The sequence below is a fragment of the Flavobacterium succinicans LMG 10402 genome (genome assembly GCF_000611675.1).
Classification (GTDB): Bacteria; Bacteroidota; Bacteroidia; order Flavobacteriales; family Flavobacteriaceae; genus Flavobacterium; species Flavobacterium succinicans.
This window is the reverse complement of the sequence record NZ_JATV01000008.1, coordinates 236,883-261,638: the sequence shown is the minus strand read 5'-3', so window position 1 is coordinate 261,638 and position 24,756 is coordinate 236,883. Positions and strand designations below refer to the sequence as shown.

12 protein-coding genes are annotated in these 24,756 nt (G+C 38.9%); 2 read left to right on the top strand and 10 right to left on the bottom strand.

Going from position 1 to position 24,756, the window contains the following annotated elements:
• From AO58_RS17160 to AO58_RS0110170, 4 genes are all read right to left on the bottom strand, one after another.
• Nucleotides 1-8,696, bottom strand: an 8,696-nt coding sequence (locus AO58_RS17160) for a beta strand repeat-containing protein (RefSeq protein ID WP_035717591.1), incomplete at its 3' end; no start/stop codon positions are given.
• Nucleotides 8,697-9,397: 701 nt separating this feature from the next.
• The gene (locus AO58_RS0110180) at nt 9,398-13,261 is read right to left on the bottom strand and encodes a RemA C-terminal-like gliding motility protein (RefSeq protein ID WP_024981610.1); all 3,864 of its coding nucleotides are present in this window, start codon (nt 13,259-13,261) and stop codon (nt 9,398-9,400) included.
• A gap of 375 nt (nt 13,262-13,636) precedes the next feature.
• Nucleotides 13,637-14,479, bottom strand: a complete 843-nt coding sequence (locus tag AO58_RS0110175; RefSeq protein WP_024981609.1) for a glycoside hydrolase family 25 protein — start codon at nt 14,477-14,479, stop codon at nt 13,637-13,639.
• A 10-nt stretch (nt 14,480-14,489) separates the two neighbouring features.
• Nucleotides 14,490-15,215, bottom strand: coding sequence for a CDP-alcohol phosphatidyltransferase family protein (locus AO58_RS0110170; protein WP_024981608.1), 726 nt, complete (start codon nt 15,213-15,215; stop codon nt 14,490-14,492).
• A 184-nt stretch (nt 15,216-15,399) separates the two neighbouring features.
• Between AO58_RS0110170 and AO58_RS0110165 the strand changes: the two genes are divergently transcribed.
• Both AO58_RS0110165 and AO58_RS0110160 read left to right on the top strand, forming a co-directional pair.
• Nucleotides 15,400-16,470 (top strand): putative type IX sorting system protein PorV2, encoded by a 1,071-nt coding sequence (locus AO58_RS0110165; protein WP_024981607.1) that lies wholly within the window; start codon nt 15,400-15,402, stop codon nt 16,468-16,470.
• A 513-nt stretch (nt 16,471-16,983) separates the two neighbouring features.
• Complete coding sequence (locus AO58_RS0110160) at nt 16,984-18,114, top strand: Lnb N-terminal periplasmic domain-containing protein (protein WP_024981606.1); 1,131 nt, start codon at nt 16,984-16,986, stop codon at nt 18,112-18,114.
• Between the two features lie 93 nt (nt 18,115-18,207).
• Here AO58_RS0110160 and AO58_RS0110155 read toward each other — a convergent pair whose 3' ends face one another.
• Genes AO58_RS0110155 through AO58_RS0110130 form a run of 6 tightly spaced genes read right to left on the bottom strand, consistent with a single transcriptional unit; the run spans nt 18,208 to nt 24,753 of the window.
• Nucleotides 18,208-19,599 (bottom strand): exopolysaccharide biosynthesis polyprenyl glycosylphosphotransferase, encoded by a 1,392-nt coding sequence (locus tag AO58_RS0110155; RefSeq protein ID WP_024981605.1) that lies wholly within the window; start codon nt 19,597-19,599, stop codon nt 18,208-18,210.
• 40 nt (nt 19,600-19,639) lie between these two features.
• Nucleotides 19,640-20,659 carry a glycosyltransferase family 4 protein gene (locus AO58_RS0110150; protein WP_024981604.1) on the bottom strand — a complete coding sequence of 340 codons (1,020 nt, stop codon included), beginning with the start codon at nt 20,657-20,659 and terminating at the stop codon, nt 19,640-19,642.
• Nucleotides 20,631-21,971 (bottom strand): O-antigen ligase family protein, encoded by a 1,341-nt coding sequence (locus AO58_RS0110145; RefSeq protein ID WP_024981603.1) that lies wholly within the window; start codon nt 21,969-21,971, stop codon nt 20,631-20,633. Before AO58_RS0110145 ends, AO58_RS0110150 begins: the two co-directional genes overlap by 29 nt.
• A gap of 1 nt (nt 21,972) precedes the next feature.
• Entirely contained in the window at nt 21,973-23,046 is a 1,074-nt protein-coding gene (locus AO58_RS0110140) for a glycosyltransferase family 4 protein (protein ID WP_024981602.1), read from the bottom strand.
• A 31-nt stretch (nt 23,047-23,077) separates the two neighbouring features.
• Nucleotides 23,078-24,199: a glycosyltransferase family 4 protein gene (locus AO58_RS0110135; protein ID WP_024981601.1), complete on the bottom strand. Its 1,122-nt coding sequence runs from the start codon at nt 24,197-24,199 to the stop codon at nt 23,078-23,080.
• Nucleotides 24,199-24,753: a serine O-acetyltransferase gene (locus tag AO58_RS0110130; RefSeq protein ID WP_024981600.1), complete on the bottom strand. Its 555-nt coding sequence runs from the start codon at nt 24,751-24,753 to the stop codon at nt 24,199-24,201. The genes AO58_RS0110135 and AO58_RS0110130 overlap by 1 nt, the downstream gene beginning before the upstream one ends.
• Nucleotides 24,754-24,756: the final 3 nt, after the last annotated feature.

Here is a 24,756-nt window from a genome sequence, read left to right as displayed (position 1 = left end):
GCACTACTACTCAATACTACCGAACCCGGTAAACAAAAGGAAGTAGGACCTGAAGTTGCTATAACAGGTGTTACTGGCTCTGGGGTTACCGTGATGGTTTTGCTTACACTAGTCACACAACCACTTGTATTGCTCGCACTATAAGTAATGGTGACCGTACCTCCAATTATCCCTGTAACCTCTCCCGATCCATCAATACTGGCAATACCGGTGTTGCTACTGCTCCAAACCCCACCTGAAGTAGCATTGCTTAAGGTGATGCTCGCATTGGCACAAACCCTGTCTGCTCCTGTAATAGGTGCCACAATTCGGTTGGGGTTTATCGTTACCACAATAGGCACACTCAAGCCGCTCACGCAACCCGATGTGTTACTACTCTCTACAGTATAAGTACCTGTAGTGGTCGCGATATAATCACTGCCGGTTACTCCAGGAATTACTAGTCCGTCTTTAAACCATATATTGTCAGTTAATGAAGAGGTGTGTAAACGAACACTGCCTCCTTCACAAATAATCGTATTGCCTGTAGCGTTCAATGTTGGAACACTCGGGGTAACATTGGCTGTTACCGTTACTTGGTCACTCTCAACACTAACACAACCGTTTTGTGTCACTATTACCGTGTAAATACCCGAATCAGCGGCGGTATAACTGCTGGTTGTTGCTCCTGCTATTATAGTGCCGTCTTTGTACCACTGATTGCCTGTACTGGCACTGCTAGTTAAAACCACCGATCCTGGGGCGCAGAAGCTTGTACTGCTCGCTGCCGTGATACTAGGTTTAGATGGTAAGGCAATTACGGTAATATCTTTACTCACACTAGTAGCACATCCAAATTTAGTGGTAACGGTAAAAGTAATGGTGGCTATTCCAGTACTTACTCCCGTTACTCTACCTGAACCATCAACAGTGGCGATGCTTGTATTGCTAGTGCTCCAAACCCCTTTAAGGATTGTATTGCTTAGTTGTATTGTATTTCCTGCACACACCACTGCTGCCCCTGCTATAGGATCTACTGCTGGTGGCACACTAACGGTGACTACCACCGCAGCACTTTCTGCACTAGCGCAACCATCTATCGTACTAATTACGGTATAAGAACCTGAATCCGCTGTAGTATAGACGCTATCGGTAGCACCCGTTATCGCGTTGCCGTCTTTGTACCACTGATTGCCTGTTGTAGCACTACTGCTTAGGGTCACCGTTGCAGGGGAACAGAAACTTGTTACGCCTGAAGCGGTAATGGTAGGCTGTATCGGTTGGGCTATGACCGTAATGGTTTTGCTTACACTAGTCACGCAACCACTGCTATTGGCCTCGCTGTAGGTAATGGTTACTGTACCAGCGCTCACCCCTGTTACCACTCCCGAACCATCAATACTTGCGATACCGGTATTGCTGCTGTTCCAAACGCCTGTTTTTGTAGTGCTTGAAAGGGTGATGCTTGACCCCTTACAAACGCTGTCTGCTCCTGTAATAGGTGCTACAATTTTATTTGGGTTTACCGTTACCTGTATCGGTGTGCTCAATCCACTCACACAACCCGCCGTATTGATTGTCTCTACGGTATAAGTTCCAGTGCTTGTGGCATTATAATCACGACCGGTTTCCCCTGGAATTTCAACTCCATTTTTGAACCATTTATTGCCAGTTAAAGAAGACGTGTGTAAACGCACACTGCCTCCTTCACAAATAACCGTATTACCATTAGCACTCAACGTTGGGGCGCTCGAAGCAATATTAGCCGTCACCTCTACTAAATCGCTCTCTTGACTAATACAACCATTTTGAGTTACAATTACAGTATAGGTATTAGTATCGGTTGCTGTGTAACTTGTACCAGTAGCACCAACAATTGCAACACGATCTTTGTACCACTGATTGCCTGTTGCAGCGCTGCTAGTTAAAACCACCGATCCTGGTGCACAGAAACTAGTGGGGCCTGATGTGGTAATACTTGGCTTGTTGGGTAAGGTTGTAACCGTGATTGTGCCTTTCACATCGGCTAGTGGAGGACATTGGGTACTGCTCAATTGAATGGTATAATTGAAAACCCCCGAAGCAGTAGGCGTACCACTAATGGTTAAGGTATTAGATGAAAAATTGGCACTCACTCCCGCTGGCAAGTCTGTGACCACTGCATTTGTGATTTTTGAAGTAGTGTAAACAATAGACGTAAGCGCTGTATTCGCACATACCGTTTGCGCATCGGTTCCTACAGCAGAAGTAAGCTGGATTGTTGGAGGCGAAGTCAAAAAGGTAAAAACAGCATTATTTGGCAAATCAACACCTGTGAAATACAAAATATTGTTGGCATAAGACGCAGCATCTATGGTGGTTGCCGCAATAAACTCCCCGTCTTCATCGGAATCCACAAGCAGTTTAAAATCTGCTGCAGTGCTAGCAGACAAACAAAGTCCTGTAGTATCAAAACTTAAATTATAAGTTCCTGGGGTATTGGTTTTTTTTACTTTCCATTCACGAGATAGCCGTTTTTTACCACTCAAATTAGCAGGCAAATCGGTAGTTTGCTCCGTCAATGCCGCATTATCGTGACCCATCATCAAGAAATCACCATCATTAAGCGATGTTGGATCACTCAATACAATATTTCCTTTACCACTTTGCCCTTTTCCATCGCCACTTCCCGTGTTGATACTATTGGACTGAGATTGATTTAATGAACTAGCATCATCTTTTCCAATACCGAACACATCATGCCAATACTTGGTATCATTCCAAAGAACAGTACCTAATGAATTAACATAACTCACAACAGAGGGGGCTAAAGTGATTCCATATTTAATGGCTAAATAACTTTCGACCTTTACTTTGTCTACTAAAGTAAGACTTGATGGGAACAAGACTACTTCGGCTACCTCTCCCTCAAAGTCAAACCAACCCCCTGGATCCCTCTTATTGTTGGTTCCTCCAATCATAGGCTTTACATTCAGCGAAGTAAATGCTTGACCTCCCGAATGTGATAAGGTTTGCGGCAATCCATTCAGTCTTCCAGTAGCAAAGGGGCTAGTAGTCAGACTTACATCCAAATTGGCAATATTATAAGACGACAAATTCGGGTTGTTGAATTGGGAATGGGCTGAATTAGCGCCACTTCCCACCAATACTTGGGGAACTCCATCTGAAACAAAAATTCCTTGACCGTATTTTGCTCCAGCATTTACGCCCCCAATAAGTGTTGATTTTGTTCGATTGCTTTTATAAACTGCAAAACCATCTACATATAAAATATCGGTATTACCATCTAGTCTGTTTACAGGTAAATTGATTTTATTTTCAGGATTTTTGAAAACAACCGATTGATTAAAGTTAATCGCATTGTTTTGGTATCCTATAGTTCCCACTTTGGTGAACGTATTGGTATTTGTTTGGTCAGCCCAACCTGTTAGATTAGCACCTGAATTAGTGACACCTTCATTCGCTTTTAGCCAAAGGCTAGCACCTGTAACACCAGGTCCAGGGGTTTTGGTAACAATGGTTAAATAAAAACCATCTGGTAGTGTTACTCCGTTAAACACTACTTTGGAACCCGAAAGACTGCCTGCACTAACGGAGGTTGCACCGCTATTGAAATCGCCATCTGCATCAATCAAAAGTTTAAACTGACTGGCTGTACTTCCTGAAAACGTAAGTCCTGCAATATCAAAACTCAAATCTACTGTTCCAGGATCTCCGCTTCGCTTCACCCGCCATTCGCGAGCTATTCTATTTTGTCCTGCCTTGGGGACTTCGGTTGTCTGTTCAGTCAATGCCGCATTATCGTGACCCATCATCAAGAAATCACCATCATCAAGCGATGTTGGATCACTCAATACAATATTTCCTTTCCCACTTTGACCCGTACCGTCCCCACTTCCTGTATTAATGCTATTAGATTGAGATTGATTTAATGAAATTGCATCATCTTTACCAATACCAAAAACATCGTGCCAATGGGTTCGATATTCCCAAATTGAAGAACCACTAGAACTAACATAATTATTTACAGATTCATCTAGTGTTATTCCATACTTCACAGCTAAATAGCTTTCAACTTTTATTTTATCAAACGTACTTAGTCCTGTGTTATACGTAATAATTTCGGCTACTTCACCATTAAAGTTGAAAAAACTTGAATTTTTTGTTCCACCTATTAAAGGCGTTAAGGGAATTGCCATATATTCTATACCGCCAGTAGGTGTTGCTTCTACCAAACTATTCTTTCCATTCGTCCAAGCTTTCGCAAACGGAGTAACTGTTGGAGATACATCAATGGTTTGCAAATTAAACTTATCATAATTTATGGATGATGGAAAAGACAGATACGCATCTGCAATTGCATTCAATTCAAAGTAAACATAAGTATTATCGTTTGTTGGACCTAAAAAAAGACCCGTAGTCACATTATTATTACCATCAAAGCGTCCAAATAATGAAGTCGTTCTTGCAGGACTGCTTGTAGCGTTTTTATACACTGCAAACGCTTGTACTACATTGATGTCTGTATTCCCTTCTAATCTATTGGGGGGCAATACCCCTGTAGTGTAACCATTTGAAAAACTTGCGGTTGGATTAAAGTTGATGCCATTGGTTTGATATCCAATAGTACCCTGTTTTGTAAATGTGTTGGTACCTGTTTGATCTGTCCAGCCAGTTACATTAGCACCTGAATTAGTGACACCTTCATTCGCTTTTAGCCAGAGATTACGACCACTTATGCCTGCTACAGGAGAAGCTTGTTTCACCCATAAACCAAAACTGACATTATCAGCCACATCCCCATTATTAAAACTAATTCTTCGTTCACCAGCGATAGGTATCCAGCTGACACCATTTACATTACCACATAATTGCAAAACGTTCAAATTTAATGTGATGTCTGTGGATGTATTAGTACATGTCGCATCTCCTGTCAAACTGGAAGCTGATGCTCCTATCCAAGAATCATTGATGGCATTATCAACTAGCCCTTTGTGAATGGTTTGTCCGGCTTTAACCCTAGAAATAATGGCGCTATTGCTACTGACTGCATCTAATACTCCATCGCTAGATTTAACCTTTACTGCGTTTACATTTCCTAAATTTGACAATGCACTGTTACTCAATATTCCTCTTGTGGTTACATCTAAACTGTTCACTACTTGCAATCCTTGCTTCACCGATGCACCCACGTCATTCAACACCAATACCCAGCCTCCTTCTACTTTGGTTTCAAATGCATTTCCCCCTAAATTGAAAAAATACAGCCCATTAGGTGTTGCAGGAGTTATTTGCTGAATACTGGTAAACGGATTACATCCTGTACCCAAAGGTTCTGATGGATTAAAGACAGTACTGATTGTATAGGTCTCTGCAGAAGTAACAGAACCCCCGAGTGTAGTAAGCTGTACGGTACCCGTAGTACCATTCCCAATTTTTACAGTTACACTGGTCTCAGTAGCGCTAATAACAGTCGCCGCTGTACCTCCAACTGTTACGGTTTGGGTAGTGGCTAAATTAGTTCCGTTTATTACCAGAGTAGCTCCGATGCAGCCATTTAAACTCGATAAACTCAGAATAGTTGGAGTAGCTACTTTTTTAATCCATAAACCAAAGCTAATTCCTGCGCCTACAAAACCAGCCGCATCGGTGATTTCACGAACGCCTCTATTTGGAATCCAGTTGAGTGTGTTTGAAGGTCCACAAATATGAATTACACTACCATTTAATGCACTCCCATCTCCTGAAGGACAGGTTGCATTTGTGGTGAGATATACAGCACCAATCCCAGTCCAAGAATCATTGATAGCATTATCATTCGATCCTTGATGCAAAGTTTGACTAGCTTTCAGTCTTGAAACAAGAGTAGCATTGTTACTAAACGCATCGACAACTCCGTTACTCGATTTAACATTTATATTATTAAAATCACCTAAATTCGACAAGACACTGTTGCTCAATATTCCTCTTGTGGTTACGTCTAAGGTGTTCACTACTTGCAATCCTTGTTTAACTGATGCGCCTGAATCATTCAACACCAATACCCAGCCATTCTCTACTTTGGTTTCAAATTTATTTCCATTTAAATCAAAATGGTACAAACCATTTGGGGTAGCATCTGTAACTTGATTGACATTGGTAAACGGATTACATACCGAACCCAAAGCCCCTCCTGAAGCAACCGTATACACCTCGGTTGAAGTAGCTGTTCCTGAGGGCGATGTTACCGAAACTGTTCCTGTGGTGCCACTACCCACCGTTACCGTAACACTAGTAGCTGTGGTACTTACAACAGTAGCCGCAGTGCCTCCTATAGTTACCGATTGTACTCCGGTTAAATTGGCCCCGTTGATGATTAAGCTAGATCCTTGGCATCCAGATAAAGTGGATAAGGAGGTTATGGTAGGTAGTGGTGAAGGAAAGAGCGTAGTAAGTTGAGCCTCTGATAAGGGCGCATCCCACATTTTAATAAATCGAACCGAACCACTTGGTGTATATTCATTATTTGTAGAAGCATCATCTAAGAAAAAGGTGAAATCTCTATTACTAGCCGAACTGTTTATAGGAACCGCATCATTGTTAGTATCTGTTAAAGTACCTAAAAGTTGCAGTACACCACTTGGGCCAATTATATAGGTTTTCAATTCTTTGGTCGTTGCGTCTCTAGTTAGGATTAACTTATAAAATGTATTGGCATTTAAAGTTCCAAAACCATAAATACTTCCATCTACCTGATCTATTCCTCCACTCAAAAAATAAACTCCCTTATTCTCAAAGAAATCCCCAAATGAAAGTATTTTCCTTTTCCCTGATACATCGGAAAATGAAAAATCTAGTGCTAAAGTATAATTTTCTGGATTTGGTAAATTAGCTGTAGCCAGAAAAAGACCACCACCAGGAGAACGTGTTGCTGTCCAATTCCATTGATTCGGATTTGTCCCAAAAGAATTAGTACACGGCACTGGTATGGAAAATAACTCCCCTGTAGGCTGAGAATCATTTAAATTACCGTTGAACTCAAAATTATGAATTAAGTTACCAGTTGGTGGCGCATTTATCGAAAGCGTGGTAAAGGTCTGGTCATTACCATAGCTAATGCCATCAGCAGTGGTGACTTTTACTCGGTAGTGATAGGTGGTATTTTGTTGCAAACCCGTTACATCAGCTGTAATGGGAACAACGGCATCGCCAGACCCCGATGGCGGAGTAGCAACAATCGTTTGATTGTAAACGGTAGTTGGCCCCAACTCAAATTCATAAGTACCCGTTAACAATCGAGGATTTACTTCCCCTGTTAAAGTAACGGTACTCGATGTAATATTTTGCGCAGCATTGGTCTGTGCTATTACCTGTAAACTAGGCACCCCTTCTACCCACAACCCAAAACTGACTCCTGTGGCAACATCTCCTTGACTATCATTGATTCTTCTATAGCCTATATTAGGAATCCAGTTCATCCCATTAAATGATCCGCAGGTATGAATAAGATTGCCTTTCAATGAGGCACCGAACGAGGTAGGACAACCTGCATCTTCTTTTATATTCGCCGCTGAAGTGCCTGCCCATGAATCATTAAGTACATTATCTGCTTGTCCTTGATGTATGGTTTGTCCAGCCTTAACCCTAGCTATAATGGTGGGATCGGTGGTTTCTACATCTAAAACGCCATCACTTGATTTTATTCTTACTTTACTTACATTTCCTAAATTGGATAACACACCTGAACTGACAATTCCCCTAGTGGTAACGCTTAAATTTGAAAGCTCTTGTAAATCTAATGAGAGAGCTGCTCCAACATCATTAGCAATTAAAAGAAAGCCATTCTCTATTCTGGAATTGAAAACATTTCCGTTAAGAACAAAACTATATTGGCCATTGGGAGTAGCAGTTCTGACTTGAGAAAGACTGGTAAATGGATTACAAGGTGATCCCAATGGATCTGATGAACCTCCTGAAAGAACAGTAAAAGAAGCTATTGATGTGGCTGTACCTCCTTGAGTAGTCACTTCAACGGTTCCAGTAGTTCCTAATCCTACATTTACTGTTACCGAGCTTTCGTTTTTAGAAATTATTTGAGCTGGAGTACCCCCTATTTTTACTGCATTAGCACTTAATAAATTAGTTCCGTTAATCACTAAGCTACTCCCAGGACATCCACTAGATGTAGCCAAACTTGTAATGGTTGGAGCTGGAACTATAGCGTTATTAAATATACAAACCCGCCCAGGGTATGGGCCATCACTATCTTTAGCCTGAAGTCTGAAATGATACGCTTGACCAATTACGGTAGCAATCGTAACCTCCGCCAAACCAGTTCCTGGGTTATATGCGCAACCTATATCCGACATTATAGGATTGCACTGATTAAACAAATGCAGTATGGGAGCTACACCCAATTCAGTCGATTCGTACCGTATCGTGGTTGAAGTGGAAATGGCAGTAAACCATCCCCAGGTATCAACCGATGTAGCAGCATTGCAAGCGGCTAGAGCAGTATTTAGCCAATAAGCATTGCCATTTCTAGCATCAAAGGACTTATTAAAAGTTACAAAAGAACAAGAAGTTCCATTGACAATTACTTCTCCATCAGGACTAGTAGAACAGCTATCTGTTTGAGCAAAAAGAGATAGTGTTGAACAAAGTAAACCAAAAACCAACAAGACAAATTTGTTGATAGTAACAGAAGTAGCGCCGTTATTAAGAGTAATTCTCACCATAAGGATTAAATGTTTATAGGCTGTATATAAATTGAAGATTGTTACAATTATTATTAAATAACTGAACAATAATGCTTTAAAATTAAGGCTTCTTTAAAAGAAATCAAATGTTTTAACCAAAAAAAAAACACGTAAAGCACTAAAAAACAATACTGTGACCGAGAAACTCAGGAAAAAAAGCTCATTAATGATGCTTTTGCTTAGTACTTGTCTCTAATTCAACCACCCCAAAGTTTGAGTAAGATATAGCACACTTTAACCGTCTTGATGTTAGAAGTTTAGGTTTAAAATACTTTTTACACCTATAAACCATCCAAGTAAATTCCAAAAAAAGAAATTCAAAATTCCAATGTGATAAACAGCAAATCGAGTAAGTTATACCTATAGAACTTCGTTTTAGAAATCGGGAAAAGTTTAACCGTAAAGTTCAACACTATTGCTTTTTTAGCTTCGTGATTTCTTCGTGTTTCTGTGTGCTAAAAAATTTAACCGCAAAGTTCGCAAAGGTTTACGCAAAGGACGCAAAGTTCAAGAGTATGGTTTTGTGAAGCTTTGTACCTTCTTCGTGTTGCTTTGTGGTGAAAAATTTAACCGCAATTTTCGCAAGGGTTTACGCAAGGTTCACAAAGTTTAAACCAACAAAAAAACCTTTCAAAGCACTAGTAGACTCTGAAAGGGTTTTTAATTAAAAAGCTATTACTTTAGTAAATAATCTTCTTGTTACTGATGACGCCATTGGCCAAAGTAGTTTTCACAATCAAGGTTTGTTCACTTGAAGGCAAAGTCGAAATCGACCATTCTTGTGCATTGATTTTCGATTTATCATATATTTTTCTCCCCAACAAATCAAAAACTTGCACTTGTGATATCGCTTTTACAGCAGAAATAAGCGTTATTTTTTTGTTTTTCACACTTACAAAAAGTGAGGCAGCTGCGACTTCATTATCGTCCATACTCAATTTTTTGTTAGTATATTTCAACACAAATCGATCATTCTCCACCCCTTTGACGGCTGTAAAAGTGTACTTGCCCTTACTCAATTCATGAAGGGTATTCGTCTTTTTATCTTCCAACCAAATTTCTTGACTGGACATAGCTCCATCTCTATTATCAATACTAATATCGAAGTCTCCAGCAAGGGTACTTCGGTAGCCTAAAGGCACTTCGTCTGTGATTTCAAAAGGCAAGGCACGTCCTTGTATGGCTAATTTTTTTCCTTGATTGATACTGTAAAAATCAACAAACTCTTGGCCATCAAAACTCGGACCGTCATACCCATTGTCCCAATCGTTGGTCGCTCCTGCGAGGTACCCTACTAGCAGTTGTTTGAAAGCCCCACCGTTATTACTCAAATTCAACCAAAGGCGATGTTTAACAATAGTTGTTGCTTTTTTAGTATGGGATGGTTTAAAAAATTGATCATTTTCACCAATGATTCGCATACTGTTTTTAAATTGAAAACTACTGTTCGCTGGAATTCCTGAGCTTGTCCCTACAAAAAAAGACTGACCTGAAGCAATTTTTCCTGATGGAATTGAACCACCAGAAAGAGCCGCTCCTTTTGCGGTTCCCGTACCACCCGTGCGGTTATAAGTCGCATAATCATCGGCAGTATACACATTATTTGAAAGCGCCGTATTATGAGTCCAGAAATACAAAGCGCCATAAATAATACCCGCATTATTCGCATCGGCCATAAACAAATTAGCGTCAATTGCCGAAGGATACGGATTACCTACCAGATTGTATTGATCACTCGCTACCAAAAAATTAACTACTCCATTATTCGGAATTCCTAAAAAAACAGCTTCATACACCGAAGGAAGCGTGGTAGAAAAAGATTGTGGACCTCTAATAATATAGCCTCTTCCAATAGTCATTACGCCTGAAGACAACTCTTTTTTCCATTGTCCCTTAGTCCCATCAAACGAAAAAAATTTGTCTAAAAGTGTCAAAGGAGACACATCAAATAATGTTTGATTTTGCACCGCACTAGACCAGTAGGTATAATCCATTTTCCGAATAGGCGTGGTATTTCTTTTCATTTTAATCATCCCCATATTACTAACCTGATCCTCTAATTGATGCAAAGAAGCTCCACTTTCCAAAACCATAAGACCGTCACCCGAATATTGATACCGCAAAGACAAGGCAAGATTAGAGGGAATACTAACCGTTACCCCAGCAGCAATAGTACAACTACACGCATAAATATTTTCTGCAAGTATAAAATTATCTTCAAAAAGCAATTCCTTTCCGGGGGTAGGTGCTGCATTGGTCCAAGCTCCTGCAACTCGTTTCGTACTATCTACACACAATAGAAGCCTAGCCACACGATGCTTGGTCACCCCTGAAATCGAATTAAAAGTTCCTCCAATCAATAGTTTTTCATCTGTTGTAAAAGCCATAGCAAACAGGCTACCATTCAATTGGGTCAAAAAGCTTCCATCTACACTTCCATCATCTTGAACACGAACCACTCTTTTGACACCTACTCCATTATATGTTCCAGAAAACGTACCTCCAAGCAGCAGTTTACCATTCGGTTGCACCAAAATAGCTCTAACCGTTCCGTTACTAAATCCTGCTCCAGTTAAGAAACTAGTGTCCAAACTCCCATCAGGATGCAGTCGAACGATTCTTCGTCTTGAATTTCCATTAAAAGTCAAAAAAGAGCCCCCAACCAAAATTTTACCATCAGATTGCAAAGCCAAAGTATAAACGATTTTATCAAATCCTAACCCAATAGATAAAGTACTATCAACACTCCCATCCGCAAGCAAACGGACAATCTTTTGAGATGGAATTCCATTAAAAACTGTGAAATGACCTCCCAAGAGTATCTTTCCATCCGACTGCAAAACTACCGTTTCGACTATACCATCTTCAGCTCCCAAACCCGTACTAAAACTGGGATCTAATGTGCCATCGGGTAATAATCGTGTTATTTTTATCGCGGCCATGCCATTATAGGAAGAAAAGTTACCTACAAAAATTATTTTCCCGTCCGACTGAACCGCTACGCCATACACCTGTCCGTTGCAACCCGATCCAATATTGAACGAAGTATCTAAACTACCATCGGATAATAAACGAGCGATTCTATTGACCGAAGTCCCGTTATAAGAAGTAAAATTCCCAACAATAATTACTTTACTATCAGGTTGCAACGCCAAATTACGAATGGTAGCATTAGCGCCTTGCCCTGAAGTAGTAAAGCTAACATCCATTTCGCCTGCCTCGTTGAGTTTAGCGATTCGAGGAGCCTCTTGATTATTAAATTGAGTAAAATCCCCAACAACAATCACACTTTTATCGGATAACGGAAGTAGTTTTGAAACACTACTATTCAAGCCCACTCCCGAAGTGAGATACCCAACATCTAAGGTACCTTGAACATCAATTTTGGCTAACCTTCCTTGATTTTGATCATCAAAAATGGAGAAAGAACCTCCAACATACCAAGAGGACTCCATGAAATTTTCTAAAGCAAAAACACTTGCTGAAGCGGGTCCTGCACCTATATCAAAAGCAGTATTGATTGTCCCGTCGGGATGAAAAAGTTGTACTCTATTGACCGCTACTCCATCATAAGTACCAGAAAAAGAACCTCCCATCATAATCGCTCCACTCGAAGTGACACAAATTGTCTCAACTGCCCCCGAGCTAAAACCTGAACCAGAAACAAAAGAAGTATCAAAAGTTCCGTCAGCATATAAGCGCAAAACTCGATTCGCTAAATTACTCTTGTAAGTGGTAAAAGAACCACCCAAAATAATTTTACCATCTGCTTGAAAAGCTATGGCACTCACATTGTTATCAAAACCAACTCCAGTACTGAAACTAGTATCTAAACTTCCATTAGCATGTAATCGGGCTACTCTACCCACACTTACTCCGTTGAATGTAGCAAAAGCTCCACCAATAATAATCTTACCATCCGATTGAAGTTCAATTTTTTCAATCAATCCAGAAGCTCCCAAGCCAACATTAAAGCTAGTATCAACAGCTCCATTACTCAAAATTTTCACTATTCTATTAGCGCTACTGTTATTAAAACTCGTAAAACTTCCTACCAAAAAAATACTACCATCGGATTGTAAGGCGATATCGTAAATGATATTATTCGTAGCCCCAGGCGTTGCAATAAATGATGTATCCCGAGTACCATCAGAATGTAACCGAACTATTCGACCAACAGCGGCACCATTAAAAGTAGTAAAAGAACCAGCAACGAGGATTTTTCCATCGGGCTGAAGCAAACAAGCATAAACTTTGTTGTTAAATCCTGACCCTAATGCAAAAGCAACATCTTTGGATCCATCAGGCAACAAACGACACAAATAAGGGGTTGCCACACCATTAAAATTTAGAAATTCTCCACCAACAATCAATTTCCCATCAGGTTGAACCGCTAAAGCTCTAACAGTAGCATCGAAACCATCACCCAAAAGGCCATCGTCATAAGTGTTAAAGGTAGGATCAACTTTTCCTTGTTGGCCAAATACAGGACAAAAGCTGAACAAAAAAGCGATAAAAACAGGCAAAATAATTTTTACTTTCAATTGAATCCTTATTTAAGTTAGACTTCAACTACTGCTAAAAAAGAAACAAGTAGTCTTGAAATAAAAATAAAAAGAGGAAACAAAAACCACAATACCCAGATTTGGTGATATTTACATTTTTTTTAATAAAAAATATTTAATCGCTAAACATAAAAATTAGTGAAACATAGGAGTCATTAAAGTGTTTGATTAAAGTCGAAAGTCTTTGAAACCATATAAGGGAAATTAGGCCATATAAGTTTGAAAAAAAGCAAACAAAATCAATTAAACGATTAAACAATCAACCAATTATACAATCAAACGATTAAACAATTATACAATTAAACGATTAACCTACTAAAATGAGTCCTTAACACACCCACCTCCTTCTCCAATCTACTCAACGGTAATAAATTGCAATTGTTGCAAATCACCGTTGTAAATATTCACATCGACATTTCCTTTTATGCCAGGAACTGCTGCTTTTTCGGTAAATTGCCAAAAAAGCCAATCGTTTTGAATTTCTTCTCGATAAAAATTATAATTGGCAATCCAGAAGAGGTAATCACTGAATTCTTCTTTCAAAAAATCATCATAATATTTTTCCCCCGTGTAAATAATAGGTTTCACTTTATAATGATTTTCGATAGCTTGCAGCCATCTTCGCAATCCTTTTTTGAGGTTGGACATGGATTGATTTTTGGGTAACTTTTCAATATCCAATACAGGAGGTAAATCTCCCGTTTGTAAATGAACGGTCTTGATGAACAACGCTGCCTGCTCTAGGGAATTCTCATTAGGACGATAATAATGATAAGCACCACGAATCATTTTGTTCTTTTTAGCGCCTTCCCAATTGCGCTTAAATTGACGATCTACAGCATTATTGCCCGCAGTAGCCCGGATAAAAACAAAATGCAAAGGGTATTGATTCTCAATCGTATCGACATAAGACCAACTGATTTTTCCTTGATATTCAGAAACATCTATTCCAACGGTTTTGCCCTCATGTTTTTCGAGTACTCGCAAATTTCTGGCTTCCGAAAAAACATCGGTTTTACTTATCTTATCTGATTTAAAACCCAAATAATAAGCAAAAGCCGTGCGATAATGATACCCTATCAAAACCAAAAAAAGGAGAAGGACTCCAGCCCACAAGCCTTTTTTAAGCAAAACCATTCCATTATTTACTTTTTTACTGGAAGAGCGTTTGGTATATCTTTTCGTAGTTTTTCTCATGCGCAACAAGCTATGGCTTCTGCCATTTATTAGTTACAATTGAAAGCAACACATAGAAAAGAATCACTAAAGGGAGACCTAAAAATTGAAGGCCAACCAACAATAAAAGAGAAACGGCAAGAAAGAAAAAAGTCAATTTATTTTCTTTGAACGACATTTTTTTAACTTTCAAAGAAAACAAAGGAATTTCGGCATTCAAAATATAAGCACTTCCTATAGCTATGGCCAATAGTACCCAATAATTGGATAGAATTTCAAACAGCATAAACGAATCAACATGTTGAATAACCATTGGCAGACTCAAAATAAACAAAGCGTTAGCAGGCGTCGGCAAACCAATAAAAGAGTCCGTTTGTCGGGTATCAATATTAAAATTAGCCAATCGGTAGCAGGAGCCCAAAGTGACCAAAAAACCTAAAAAGGCTAAGGCATACTCCACAGTAAAAGGATCACTCAGCTGCAAACCGAAAGCGTTGAGCATCATATAGAATAAAGTTAATCCAGGCACTACACCACTGGTAACCATATCGGCCAATGAATCCAATTGTAAACCCAAAGGACTGGAGACTTTAAAAAGTCGCGCAAAAAAACCATCAAAAAAATCTAGAAATATCCCCAAACACACAAAATAAAAAGCCATTTCAGCTTCTTGCTGTACTACAAAAGTCAAGGCGATACACCCACAGAATAAATTCAATAATGTAATGATATTGGGAATGTGTTTCTTAATAGTCATTGGGATTCAGATTAAATTATGTAGACGCAAAAGTAAGATAATAACTGAAAAAGAAATACGTTTTGGAGTAGAGTTTCGGCTGCAACACGCAAAGAAAACGGAATTCTCTATGAAGTAAAGAATAAGCTCCCTAAAAAATTCTATTTTTGAAGAAAATATTCACTCAACTAGTCCTATTTTACTTTTGAAAAAGATCGTTCCCTTTTTTTTGGTACTCCTCACCTTGTCCTGTGCTGCACAATCGGTTCGAAAGTATTCGAATGAATTTCTCAATATCGGGGTGGATGCCGCAGCTTTGGGAAGGTCGAATACTGCCGTAGCTAGCACCGCTGACGTCAATTCTGGCTATTGGAACCCTGCAGGTTTGATACATCTCGAAGACCATCAAGCGGCCGCCATGCATGCGAATTATTTTGCCAACATCGCTCAGTATGACTATTTGGCTTACGCAGCTCCCATCGACGAAGAAAGCGCTTGGGGCATTTCGCTCATTCGTTTTGGGGTCGACGATATCTTAAACACCACCGAATTAATCGACAATCAAGGAAACATCGACTACAATCGGATCTCGTTATTTTCGACTGCCGATTATGGGTTTACCTTTTCCTACGCAAGACAATTGCCTGTGCAAGGCTTCCAATACGGCATCAACGCCAAAGTGGTCCGCCGCATTATAGGTGACTTTGCCAATTCATGGGGCTTTGGTTTTGATGTAGGCTTGCAATTTGAACGCAACAATTGGCAGTTTGGCTTGCTGATTCGCGACATCACGACCACCTACAATGTGTGGAATATTGACGAAGAAAAGTACCAATCCATCGCCAATGCCATACCTGGAGAAAACCAAGATTTACCAGAAAGCACCGAAATCACAGCACCAAAAGCCCAACTGGGTCTGGCAAAAAAATTTATTTTTCATTACGACTACAGCCTTTTGGCCGCTGCGAACCTCAACATGCGTTTTGCCAAAACCAATGACATTATTGCTACTGATTTTGTAAGTATTGATCCCGCCTTTGGTTTTGAATTGGGCTACACCGACCTAGTTTTTTTGAGAGCAGGAGTAGGAAATTTCCAAAAAGTAACCCAATTAGACACTAGTACCAAAACCGATTTTCAACCCAATATTGGACTCGGATTTCAATACAAAGGCATTCAAATAGATTATGCTTTAACCAATTTAGGCAGTACTGGCGTGGCTTTGTACTCTAATATCTTTTCGGTAAAAGTTGATTTGGGACAATTTAGAAGGTAATATCAGTTATTCGGTTTTAAGTTATCAGTTATCAAGTTATGTCCCAAGTGTTTTGTCTTTGTGTTGCTTTGTGGTAAAAATAGTTGCCACAAAGAAAGCAAAGGTTTAAAACAATGAACCAAATTACTACAAATCCTAACTCACTATTTAACCACAAAGAGCGCAAAGTTTAAAACAATTCCCCCTCTTTCCGCTACAATACCTACCGTCTGGACAGAAATATTTTTATGTTAAAATGGCACGCAGATTGGGCAGATTATCGTTGATTTTTGATTGTATATTAAAAATATTATTTACAAAACTTATGTTTTTTCAACACATTTTTTTTTTTTCACCACAACAAATTTATTAGTTTAAATCCGTTCAATCCGTGGCATCTGTGGCTTATCAGAAGATGTATCCAGGCGGTAGGCTACAATACAGAGCTATAACTTAAATATATTTTTCTTTGCGAATACCAACAAGTCAACAGAATGCGCTATTTTTACACCGCCTACTAATCTTGCTTATTTCATGAATTGCATCATTTCAACTACTACTGCTGTACGTAAATTTTTTCTACCTGTTTTTTTGCTTTGGAGTGCTTGGGCTTCTAGTCAAGCCTTACCACTTTCTCCAAAAGCTAACATTAGTATTTTGACCTGTGCCACTGGAAATGAATCCTATTCCTTATTTGGTCATACAGCGATTCGAATTAGTGATCCGGCACAATTCATAGATGTGGTGTACAATTATGGAGCTTTTGATTTTTCGACTCCTAATTTTGTAGCCAAATTTGCCAAAGGCGATTTACAATATTTTGTAGTAGCCCACTCCTATTCAGATTTCATCAATCAATACCAATACGAGGGGCGTAGTGTTTATGAACAAAAATTACAAATCAGTGCGCCCGTAAAGCAACGTATTTTTGAAAACCTCAACACAACCTTACAATCAGAGCAACGGTTTTATACCTACAAGTTTATTGATAGAAATTGCACCACTATGGTAGTGGATGTAGTAAACAAAGCGCTTGGAAAAAAAATCATTACAAAAACAAATCAATCCGAGGCTACTTATAGAAGTGTATTGTACCCTTACTTTGACCATCATTTTTATGAACAATTGGGTACGAGTATTATTTTTGGAACCAAAGTAGATCAAAAAGCATCCACCGTTTTTCTTCCATTTGAATTATTAGAAAGTCTAAAAAAGGCGCGGTATCAAAACCAATCATTAGCAGCGCCAGCAATTAAAACAGTAGATATAGCACCAACAACCGCCACTTCTTGGTGGAATAATTGGTACACTTATATCGGTTTTTTATTGGTAGTAGCTCTTTGGAAAAAAAGAGGCATCATGTTGTCTTTTTTGATACTAATGGGAATTTTGGGAGTGTTCTTCCTCTTTATGAGTTTTTATTCCTTGCACCCTGAGTTGGCCAACAACTACAATGTGTTATTATTCAATCCTAGTTTACTTCTTTTGGTATTCTTTTCTTTAAGAAAAAACAAAAAAGCGACGCAGTACCTAAGTTACTTCAATTGGGTTTGTTTTGCTTTGTACACGCTTGTTATAATTAACAAAGCTCCCTTTTTAATCATTACACCATTGCTTGGGATTACTTCACTTTTAGTATATAGAATACAAGTACGCACCCATTAAATTTGCTTACGCCTTCTGTTCACTGCTCACTCATCTTCAGCCTTCTCACCTCTCACTTCTCACCTCTCACCTCTCACTTCTCACTTCTACACCTTACTGTCCTCTATAAAAAATCACAGTAGAAATGGTTTTAAAAATAATATTCATATCAATAAAAACCCCTCGATGTTTGATGTAATATAAGTCGTACTGCAATTTGATCAAGCTTTCTTCAATGGACTCCCCATAATTATAATTCACTTGTGCCCATCCCGTTAGACCGGGTTTTATGATATGTCTTGTTTCGTAAAAAGGCATAATCGCAGCAATCTCTTCAACAAACATAGGACGCTCCGGACGGGGACCTATTACAGACATATCCCCTTTAAGGATATTCAAAAACTGAGGAAATTCGTCGATACGTGTTTTTCTCAAAAATTTCCCAAAAGGCGTCACTCTAGTGTCTCCCATTTTTGAAAATGCGGCACCATTCACCTCCGCATGCGTTACCATACTTCTAAATTTATAGATTTCGAACACTACGCCATCTTTACCCACGCGTTCTTGGGTATAAAACAGAGGACCACGATTCCAAAACCAATTGGCCACCAGCAAAAAAGGAACCATCATCGCGGCTAGTAACAGACCAACAAAAGCCGTAATCAATTCGAAAAAACGAACTTGATAGAGGTATAACTTATTATTATTACTTCTGCTAAAAGGGAAAAAACGGTAAAAATCTTGTTCTATTTGATGTACAGGAATCCGTTTTGTTTTGTTTTCAAAAACATGAACATACTCCCTAATACTTATTCCTGACTCTAATAAATGCAGTAAATCATGATACAAATCGGTAGTAATGCCATCCGTTTTTTGAGAAGCCACTACAATCTCCGACACCTTATACCTAGTAACATATTTCTTTAATTTGTCAATCGGAATTTCTCTTTTAAGTCCTTTTGTCAATTCCTCGGTATTTGAAACATCCGAATTCACGTAGCCAATGATTCGGTAATAGGGATCCGCTTCTTGTAAATCCAGCACCAATTGTTGCAATTGCGATTTATCACAAATTAAAATTACATTTTGAGCAAAACGATTACTCGCCAAAAAGCGCGCATAAAAAATACGCCAAACATATAACGAAATAAAAATAGTACAATAAAATAGAAGTAATTCAAGTCGCGTTTCTGGTAATTTTGGAGACAAAATCGGAGTAAAAAGATAGACCAGAGCAGTCAATGAAGTGGTCAATAAGGTACTTTTTAAAATCTCAAAAGCATTGCTTGCGACTTGCAAATTGTACATTTCGAAAATTCCTCCAAACAAGAGCAAATAAACCGAAAAAACAACTGTCCAATAAAAATTTGCCTTTGAAAAAGTAAAGTAAGAAATAGTGAAAAAAAACGTCAGTACATACAACCCAAAAAGCACGACAATGAGGTCTACGATACGCAACAACAGCTTTCGTTCTGAAAGCTCAAAATGGATTTTACTTTTGAACATATAAACGTGGTATTGAGGCGCAAGTTAGTGAATTTAATCCTTACAAATAAGGATTTTGCAGGATGTCATTCCAACTTTTTTTCACAACTTCCCAATGAAACAAAGCCACTTTACGTCTTGCTTTTTCGGTTATCTCTCCGAACAAAGAAGCGTTTTTAAGTAACAACTGAAGCGCCTCACTCATGGCCAGCGCGTCATTATCCTGCACTAAAAGCCCATCTTCCTGATCATGGATCAAAAAAGGCATACCACCTACATTGGTAGAAACTACGCCTAGCCCTAAACTCATCGCTTCGATGACACTAACAGGCATATTGTCAAAATGGGTCGTATTGATAAAAAAATCATAGTCTTCAGAAAGGGCTACCCATGCTGACTTGGGTAACTGACTAAAAAAAGTAACGGTCAACCCTAACGATGCGGCTAGATTTTTCACTGGTTCAAGACTTCCATCTTTATCAGGCCCAACCATGCACAATTCGGCTTCAGGATAGTTTTTGGCCAAATCAGCTAGCACTGCTATAGCCATTAGCGGATTATATAGTTCCGCAAAAGCGCGAACCCACAATACCTTAGGTCGAAGCGTCTTCCGCTTTTTAAAAGAATACGAATCCAGTGCTATTGCATTGGGTATTGATACTAATTTAGGGCAATTCATTTTTTGAAACGCCTGCCTTAAATACTCCGAAGGACAAACATTGCAATACGCTTGATGAAATAAAAGTTTACAATATCTAGGATGTGTTACCCATCGTTGGGGTAAATTGCCGCCGTGTAAAATTGGAATATAATTGATGTTTCTGATCTTACAAATACGACTGATCCAAAAGGCATACCAAAAATTAGTCGTACTGTAGGTGTCTATAAGAACGCAATCTGTTTTTTTAGTAGTTAAGGTTTTGAATAGCATTACGAAAAAACGCACGATTTTATTGCTTTGTGAAGAAGCGTAACTTACCCGATAGCCTTCCTTTTCCAGTAATGGGCCAAGAACATCAATTCCAGTAGGATTATTGCCTTTTTGGGCCAATTTATTCCCGATGTACAACAGGTGCTTCACGATAAACTTTTAAAAGGGATAAGGCATAAACAAAAGCTGGAGCAGCCAAACGCATCGCAGCATGATTGATGGTCAACAGCCAAAAAACAAAAAAAGAAAGGGCTAACACATTCTGCCGATCTACGGAAAACAAATAAAGTGGAGTCAAAAATAATATAAGCAAGCAAATTACCCCCAAGCTACCGTGTTCAGCCAACATTCGGGTCAGCTCATTGTGAGAAGCCGCCTCAATACCCATTTGCGACTGCCTTAATTCTTTATTTTTTCCTACGCCAACCCCTAAAATAGGATGATCGAAAAACATATTTAGTTCGTTTTCCATCAAATATTCTCGTCCCGTCAATATACTTTTTTTCTCCCGACCCACAGCGTCTTGATTAGCATATCGTTTATCCAACAACCCGCTCGTTTTTACAGAGCTATAACTCCAAACCGCCAAAGTCGCCACAAAAGAGAACACTATAATTGCTGCAATTTTAGGTTTCGTTTGAAAATTGGCTTGAAAATACAAGATCGCTAACAGCACTAAAATCATGGCCACTCCAGTATAAACTCCTCCACGAGAAAAAGTAACCAAACCTCTAAAAGCAAAAACCAATACCAATCCACCATTGATCAATTGCAATAAACCGTTGGATGAATTTAAAAGCAATTGCACAAAAAAGATAAAAATACCCAACCCTAAAATGGTTGATACTTGGTTGGGACCAAATCCTCCAGAAGTTTCAAAGTTAGACTGTGTTCCTGTCACCACATCTTGAATATTCGGCGTATAAAAATACAAATACGTCACTAAGATGAGTAAAGGTAGAGAAAAAGCGGTAACTACGCCCAACAAACGTTGAAAAGTAAGTGTACGTTTAAAACAATAAATCGCCGAAATACCCAAACAAATTGGGCCTGAAATATTAAAAACAATAGCTTTCTTTACATCCGATGTCAAGTCCAAAGTCATGGTAGACAACACCATACTGGGCACCAAAAAAAATAAAAAGAGCCAATAGAGCAAGGCTCCTCTCGAAAATCCAGAAAAAAGCATCCCTAGCAACAAAAAAAGCATCACCAAATATTTTCCATATTCATTGACAAAAGCACCACCTGTCATCCGTAAGATAATTTCTGCACTAATAGCATAAGCCGCCATTAACAAGGCCTCGTTGTTCCGGTTTTTACTTTGAACAATATAGTAGATGCCAAAAACAAGAATAGCAATGCCGTATACTTTACTCAATAGTGGGACAGCAAAGAGTATCATCCCTAAAAAAGCATGTAAAGCCAATAAAAACAAATATTTTTTTTCTTCTTCCTTCATTTTATAGTGTGACTAACCAGTTCAAATAGCGGGCAACAATAGCGTTTGCCCCAAACTGCTCCTGAACCGTGGCGTAAAAAGCGACTCCCATTTCTTTTCGCAAGGTCTCATTTTCAATTAAGAGCGTTAATGCATCGGCAAAAGCAGCAGCATCGTTATTAGGCACCAACAAACCATTGGTTGCGTGCTGAATCATATCGGGCAAAGCACCAACGGCAGTAACCACAACAGGTAATTGATGCATCCCATACTCTAACACTGATAACGGCAAGCCCTCAGAAACCGAGGTTAAAATTCCTATAGTCGCTTGTTGCAAAATTGCTGCGGTATCGGTTCTAGACCCGTACAAAAATACCTGATTTTGCAATGCTAACTCCTGAATTTTACTTTTAATTTCGGCAGCGTAGTCATCCTCAAAATCCTTCCCTACCAAATGAAAGGTCCAATCAGGATGTGTTTTTTGCAGTAGAGCTGCCACCTCCAAAAGTAATAAATGGTTTTTTTGTACCCTCAAATTAGCCAAACATACAATACGTTTATTCTCCTTTCCAAGCAAAGTGGTATACCTTTCCTGATGGGTCGCTTTTTGTGAAAAATTAGGTAAATAGATCACATTTATAACCTTCAAACGAGTTTGTGTCCATGTCTTAAGATTACTGTTTACCGCAATCACTCCAGCAAAAAATGGCGCTGTTATTTTTAGAGCAAAAATGGGACGAGATGCTAAAAATTCGTTATTCCCGTAATGATCATGTCGAATCACTTTTAGCGAAGGAAGACTTAGTTTTAAAAGAAAGGCCAAAAAAAAGGAAGTACTATGAGCATGCACATGCGTCACTTTATGTTGTAACACAAAAGACCGCAAGCGCCTTAGCGCACCAAAATCTAGTGGTTTCTTTTTATCTAGAAAAAGATAAGCTACTTTGGCGCCAATTTGCTGCACTAAAGGCCCTTCCTTTCGGGTAGCTACTAACGCAGAGAACTCGATTTTATCCACGAGCACATTGGCGTAATGCACCGCCATCCGTTCAGCACCGCCGGCTTCTAAAGAATCTATAAGTTGTACAATGCGCATATTTTATTTTTAAAGTGAATGGGACCGATGGCTAAGCATCACGCAACATTCTTTTGATTTCGTCTTCGAACCTATCCAAAGTATAGTGGCGAGACCAATTCGCTGCTGCTACTCTTTTATGCAAGTATATTTCTTGATCTTGAAACATTGCCTCTAGTTGTGCTGCATCAGATTCCAATTGCATCGCTAATAAAACACCATGCTCACCGTAACCCAACATAAAGGGCACACAAGAAATGGGCGGAGCAACGGCTACGCATCCCCAAAACATGCCTTCAGCCAAGGCTTTAGGCCATCCTTCACTTTGGGAGGGCAAGACTACAAAATGACTGTTTTGATAGGCTACTTTTACGACTGCTTGCGATTGATTCCCTTTTAAAGTAATCAAGGCTTCTAATTTATTTTTTAGGATATAGTCCTCGATAACCTTTCGCTCTGGCCCTTCGCCATACAACTCCAAATGCACTTCATACCCTCTTTTAGACAAGGCTTCCACCAAGGCTACAGCATACATCGGACGTTTTCCTTGCGACAAGGTTCCTACAAAAATAAACCGAATAGGTCCTGCAAAAGTAAGTGTTTTTAGCGGTACTTTCTCGGCTTCCCAATAGGTGGCCGTAAAAAAGGGTTGAATATTTTTGCTGTTTCCTTCCCATTCTCCATAGACCAAGACCTTCATGTTTCGGGTTAAGAACGTATTGCTCAAAATCCATTTTTGGATGCGATAACTCCATGGTTGTATTGCTTTTGGATCCCAATTGCCAGCATATTTTACGGTTTTAGGTGTATTCGGAAACAAGATTTGCACAAAGCACCCCAATAATCCAATATTGCCGGGACAACGCAAATGAATATGATCGGCTTGGTACATGGCTTTGAAAACAATTATTCCATTTACTAAAGCATAAAAAATAGCTTTAGCTATGTTGATGAAATTATTTAAATTAAAATCAAATAACTTATAATGATTTTTAATATCAAATGGGATAACTTCAATTAGTAATCCGTTTTGATTTTTCCAAACGGGACAACAAAAAGAAATTTCACTTACGTATTTTTCCAAGATTACCAACTCTTTTACATAAGGACTGTAAGCAAAACACTTTTCATCCTTAAAAATGAATGGAGCGGTTGAAACAATGAGTAATTCCATTAGATATATCCTTTAGAACCCTTTTGAGAAATAATTATTGCTGGCACACCCAAAACTACTGAACAATCTGAAAAAGATTGATTTACTAAAGAACAGGCTCCTATTAAAACTTCATTCCCAATGGTAATATGCCCTGAAACAACTGAATTTGCCCCTATATAAACTTTATCTCCTATAACAGGAGTCCCTCGTCTTTCACCTCTCCCAGAAACACCGATAGTGACTCCCTGAGAAATATTACAGTTATCCCCAATTACAGCCTTAGAATTAATAATGATTCCTCCAAAATGTCCTATATAAAATGAATGTCCTATTTTTGCAGAAGCTGGAATTGAAATTCCAGTGGTAATTTCAACAACTTTTTGCCATATAAGAAACAGCATTAAAAACAGAAATCGAAAAGGTTGCCACTTTATATTGCAATAACAAAAATGAGCTAGTCTGTATTGAAAAACAGCCCAAAATCCTTGCGTAAAAAATACAATTCCTAAAAAATGCCCTGCATATTTTTGATGTTTTCTGTAATCAGAATGTATAAGTTGTAATAAATTCATTTC